Here is a 5,217-nt window from a genome sequence, read left to right on the forward strand (position 1 = left end):
AGAACGAGGTCTATCTATTGCCCACACAGAACGAGGTCTATCTATTGCCCACACAACCATTATGCGGTGGGTTCATCAATATGGACCAGAATTAGATGAACGCGTACGACGTCACCTTAAGACAACAAATGATTCTTGGCGAGTGGATGAGACCTATGTGAAAGTGAAAGGAAAGTACCGTGCCGTTGATTCTGAAGGAAATACCATTGATTTTTATTTAAGCAAAACAAGAGACATGAAGGCTGCAAAGCGCTTTTTTAAGAAAGCTTTGCGGTCTCCTCATGTTTCAAAGCCCCGTGTGATCACAGTAGACAAGAACCCAGCTTACCCTATAGCCATTGAAGAGTTGAAAAACGAAAAAAAGATGCCAGTAGGCATCCCAATAAGGCAAGTAAAATATCTCAATAACATCGTGGAACAGGATCATCGGTTTATTAGAAAACGAGTTCGTTCTATGTTAGGGTTGAAATCCTTTAGCACAGCTACATCCGTTATTTCTGGAATAGAAGCCATGCATATCATCAAAAAAGGACAACTTGTTTCACGGAACCAGTCTGTCCAAAATCAAGTGAAGTTTATCCATCAACTATTTGGAATTGCTGCCTAAGACCAGATTCCACTTGAGAACTTTTCGCCTCTTTATATCTTTCTTCAATATTTGCACCAGAACCATTATTTTCATAACAATCCCTCAGTTTTTATTAAAGAGACAATTGAAAAGAGCATTCCTGTTAGAAAACATGATAGTGTAAGGTTACTTAGCTGAAAAAAGGTGAAAAACAAGCAAGTTGATATAAAGGTCCAAAGCAACCATAAATGATAACTTTTTAACTTATTGCGCATCTACTTTTTCAGCTTTCCAAAAATTTTCACTAAAGACATCTGAAAATGCTTTTACGGTGTTTGTTAATTCTTCCATATTATTATCGACTCCTCCGACTTCAATTAAAATTGAGTTATTGGATAAATCTTGGTTATACAAACCGTTATTGCCACTTGTTTTTCTTTTAGCTAATACGCCCCTACTCAAACCTGGATATTTTTTTTCTAAACCTTGGTGGAGTTCTTTAGCCAATTTGAAATTTTGATCAAAATGTGGATTTGATTCCCCTAAAACAATCATAATTTTTGCGTATGGCTTTCCATTTATAATGGCAGTAGTATCCTTTTCTCTACGAGAATCTCTATGGATATCGATTAAATATTGAACATCTTTGTTTTGTTGTAACGCAGTTTCTACAACCGTTCTAGACATATCATAAGCACGTGATGGCTTCCACCTCTTCTCATTAAGTTCTTGAGTCATGTTGGTTGTATCTACTTCTGTCCCAATGCCATCTGCTTTTAATTCCATTCCTAACATTTTACCTACGAGTGTAATATTCGTTTTATTGTCTACTGCCTTATCTGCATCTTTATCTCCTTGTAGGCCAATCAAAGGAAGGAATGATTCCCAACTATGCGTATGATAAATATAGACAACTTTTTTGTCGCCCGTGCTTCTTTCTTCTTGTTGATCAGATTTCTCTTTCTTTTGACTTTCCTCATATTTTTTGCTCTCTTTAGGATCAAGCTCCCTTTCCCCTGAGATACTTTCTAAAGGTGGAGCAGAATCGTGAGGAATATTGGTGTAATCCGTCCCTTTACCAGCTAAAAGGATATTAGAATCATAAATTAAAAAGCCAGGCAACTCAGATCCAAATAAGCTTCGCGCATCTGCAACCCTTATATTCGTAGCAAGCTGTAACGCAACGGAATATAGCGGCGGAGAAGAGAATTGTTTATCAAATGCATAAGAGAATTGATGATTTTCTGTACTCATAAGATAAAACAGACTTTGTGCTTTATAGTTAGATAAAGCTTGATAAATAAATGTAGAGCGAAAGTTATGTTGCAATGAGGAGTAACTAACTGCCAAAATACCTGATGACGTTAGAATAAAAAGAGTAATAATAAGAATAAGACCTTTATAAGAAATAATGAAAAATTTTCCTTTCGACTGAACCCTTTCCTGTTTCTTCATAAAAATCTTTTCCTCCTCTAAAAATTATATATATATCGGCCATATCTAAGAGGAGAGTGTTATCTATTAATTACTCTATTAAATCTAAAACGAAATATTACATTAATTTACTTTTGTTATATTTGAGACCTATCATTTCTTGTGAAATACAGATAGAAAAGTTTTAATAAAGTATAAAAAAATACATAAAAAAGCGCGCCTAAATATAGTTTAGGCGCGCTTTTTCCACCACGTTTGCCTCGAAATCACATTCTATTATCTTTTTTGGATATTATTGTATAATTTTAGAGTCCGTTTATATGAAAAGCTAAGGGAGATAAAATATTGAAATGAAAAATAATATTGTATTTGGAGTTTGTGAGGATAAACAAAAATATATAACGAAAAGAGGCAGCTATGCTGTTATATATGATAGTCAAAGGTCGAGTGTTGCGTTAATTAAGAATCCTAAAGGAGATTACTTTTTACCAGGTGGTGGCCTTGAAAATAATGAATCATTAGAGGAGTGTGTTAAAAGAGAGTGTTTGGAAGAAGTAGGTTTAAAAGTTAGCATTCAAAAGAACATAGGAATGGCCAAGCAATATTTCGAATCTCCTAATGACTATAAATGTTACCTTAGTGAGGGCCACTTTTATATGTGTAAACAATTAAGCAAAAAACATCCTTTAGAAAAGGGTAATACCCTTCTATGGGTGAAACCTTCTTTAGCAATAAAAATGTTAGTACACGATCATCACAAGTGGGCAATATGGCAATTGTTAAAAATAAATAAGGAGGCATAAATATGGATAAACAAATAGTCATTGAGAAATATACGTCCAATTGGGCTTTATCTTTTAACGAAGAGAAAAAGCTTTTAAAAGATATTATAAGCGATATAGCTATATCAATTGAGCATATTGGGAGTACGTCTGTGAAGGGATTAGGAGCTAAACCAATAGTAGATATTATGATTGGAGTTTGTGACCTAGAAGAAATAGGTGACTTTATTGAACCACTAAGTAATATTGGATATGAACATGTATTTCATAAGGAGTTTCCAAATAGAAGGTTCTTTAGAAAGGGATTATGGAGAGCAGGTACACATCATTTACACATATATAGATACGAAAGTGAAGAATGGAATAGTAATATTTTATTTCGAAATTATCTAAGAAAACATCCAGATGTACGCAACCAATATAATCAGTTGAAAATTGAATTGGCTCAAAAATATAGTTGTGATCGAGTTAAATATACAGAGGCAAAAGGACCGTTTATAACAGATGTTATTCAAAAAGCTAAAGATGAAAAAACGTTGCAATAACACGTTTTATTTTAACTTAAAGAAAATATTAATACATATTGTTATTTAACCAATAGTAATAGTGTCCATGAAACTATACTAACTCCTCAAGTAAGCTGTATAGCAATTTGCAGGAAGTAATTAAAAGAGCGCTACTTGACGTAGCGCTCTTTAGTAAAAATGTAAAGTTTTTAAAGGTACTATTATTTTAGCATAGTAGGTGAAAAAAAGGTTGATTTAATTGCTTTTATTTTTGAAAAATAAAAGCAATCTTAAATTATGTAAGTAATAATAAATTATTTTAGAGAAATGACTAGTCGGAAATATTTCATTCATCAAGTATATATTCATAAACTCTAGTATTCTTCCATAAAAATAAGGTATAAACACTTATTTTCATGGAGGTGGAAATAATTAAATTAGGTTATTTATTTCAAATATTATTTCTTATATTAGCTATTACAATAGCAACACCCATATTAATAGTCACTCAATTTAGCCACTCAGATAAACATAAGGAAACACTACCAGTAAAATATACTCAAACACAAATTAAAAAAGATACAGAAGAAAATCCTTCAGAACCTGCAGTAGAGGTATCAGTTTATAGAAATCAATTAAATACTATAGAAAATATTCCTTTAGAAGATTACGTTGTTGGAACAGTTGCCTCCGAAATGCCTGCTAACTTTGAAAAAGAAGCATTAAAAGCTCAAGCATTAACAGCTAGGACATATATAATAAAGAAGATGTCTTCTGAAGATAGACTAGGAGCCACAAAAGAAACCCCTATTATTGACACAACTCAAGAGCAAGTATATAAAAATAAAAAAGAATTAAAGGAACAATGGGGGAAAAATTATAGCAAAAATATCAAAAAAATAAAAGAAGCTGTTAAAGAAACAAATAATCAAATCCTTACATACAATAATAACCCAATTGAAGCAACATTTTTTTCTGCTAGCAATGGCTACACTGAAAACTCCGAAGAATATTGGTCACAAAAAATTCCTTACCTTCGAAGTGTACATAGCAAATGGGATTTAAAAGCACCTAATTTTGTATATCATATGCAGCTTAAAAACAGAGAGACCTACTGATCATCCCTTCAGCAGGTCTCTCTGTAACGCAATCTTATTTTTTGATGATCCAATCCATCTTGAGTAGTTTGCGCAGGATGCAATAATTTATTCACGGTAGGAGGCCAAAGGTCCTTCAAAATAAATAATTTGTGAAATTCGTATATGTAGAGAACGATCCTCTAAATTGATTTGAATATGATCTACGGCTACTCCAGCGTTCATGCCTTCAATTCTACCTGCTGTCGTCATTAATGCTATTTTTTGACCTTGGTGTCTACTTAAGTGTTGTACAAATACAGGATCTAGATGTGTGACATATTCATTTGGCTGAGGAACACCCTTGATTGGATATATCTGAGAATGAAAGGCAGGCATTTGATTAACATACCCTGGTTGATCAATAGGTTTCTGTATTTTGTTTCTTTCTTTATTTGTATTCAAATTAAATATACCTCCCTGTATATAAACGAAAATTGTTTAGTTCATCCTATGCTTAAAAAGGGACATGTATTATTCTTATGGGTAGATTCTTAAGGAGGTTATGAAATTTGAAGGCTTTCTTGTATTTAATTTCGGATAACTGTGATTATATTAACTAAAATTGAACATCACATATCGTCTATAAAGGTAAAATACTTTTTATACGTACATAAAGGTTTATTTTATTCACTAAATAGACGTCATGTTGTTTGATTCTACATAGTCTATAAAGGTGTACCTTTTTAGACTTTCGAGAGTTATAGAAAAAGCCCATATTTGTCGTCATAAAGAGTAAATGATGAAACTCTTATTTTTATAACAGAGTTTATTCATTTACTTCTTATTAT

The 5,217-nt window shown here is 32.5% G+C and carries 6 protein-coding genes; 4 read left to right on the forward strand and 2 right to left on the reverse strand.

All coding sequences use genetic code 11. From position 1 onward, the window contains the following. Positions 1–607 (forward strand): IS6 family transposase (locus tag AC1D0Y_RS29245; RefSeq protein ID WP_477708418.1); only part of this gene is annotated, 607 nt, incomplete at its 5' end. A gap of 225 nt (positions 608–832) precedes the next feature. Here AC1D0Y_RS29245 and spoIIP read toward each other — a convergent pair. Further along, complete coding sequence (gene spoIIP / locus AC1D0Y_RS29250) at positions 833–2,023, reverse strand: stage II sporulation protein P (RefSeq protein WP_477708419.1); 1,191 nt, start codon at positions 2,021–2,023, stop codon at positions 833–835. Positions 2,024–2,352: 329 nt separating this feature from the next. On the opposite strand from spoIIP, the gene AC1D0Y_RS29255 reads away from it, so the two are divergent. From AC1D0Y_RS29255 to spoIID, 3 genes are all read left to right on the forward strand, one after another. Beyond that, positions 2,353–2,805: an NUDIX domain-containing protein gene (locus AC1D0Y_RS29255; protein ID WP_477708420.1), complete on the forward strand. Its 453-nt coding sequence runs from the start codon at positions 2,353–2,355 to the stop codon at positions 2,803–2,805. Positions 2,806–2,807: 2 nt separating this feature from the next. Further along, positions 2,808–3,329 (forward strand): GrpB family protein, encoded by a 522-nt coding sequence (locus AC1D0Y_RS29260; RefSeq protein WP_477708421.1) that lies wholly within the window; start codon positions 2,808–2,810, stop codon positions 3,327–3,329. Positions 3,330–3,706: 377 nt separating this feature from the next. Further along, a complete protein-coding gene (spoIID, locus tag AC1D0Y_RS29265; protein WP_477708422.1) occupies positions 3,707–4,408 on the forward strand; it encodes a stage II sporulation protein D in 702 nt (233 codons plus the stop codon). Positions 4,409–4,495: 87 nt separating this feature from the next. Here the strand turns inward: spoIID and AC1D0Y_RS29270 are convergent, their stop codons facing one another. Then, entirely contained in the window at positions 4,496–4,831 is a 336-nt protein-coding gene (locus tag AC1D0Y_RS29270) for a DUF2642 domain-containing protein (protein ID WP_477708423.1), read from the reverse strand. Positions 4,832–5,217: the final 386 nt, after the last annotated feature.

This window comes from Priestia sp. P1_B12_1 (assembly GCF_056406695.1).

Excerpts from the sequence above, each read along its gene's own strand:
- spoIIP (WP_477708419.1), bottom strand. The coding sequence starts at position 2,023 with ATGAAGAAACAGGAAAGGGTTCAGTCGAAAGGAAAATTTTTCATTATT.
- AC1D0Y_RS29255 (WP_477708420.1), top strand. The coding sequence starts at position 2,353 with ATGAAAAATAATATTGTATTTGGAGTTTGTGAGGATAAACAAAAATAT.
- AC1D0Y_RS29260 (WP_477708421.1), top strand. The coding sequence starts at position 2,808 with ATGGATAAACAAATAGTCATTGAGAAATATACGTCCAATTGGGCTTTA.
- spoIID (WP_477708422.1), top strand. The coding sequence starts at position 3,707 with ATGGAGGTGGAAATAATTAAATTAGGTTATTTATTTCAAATATTATTT.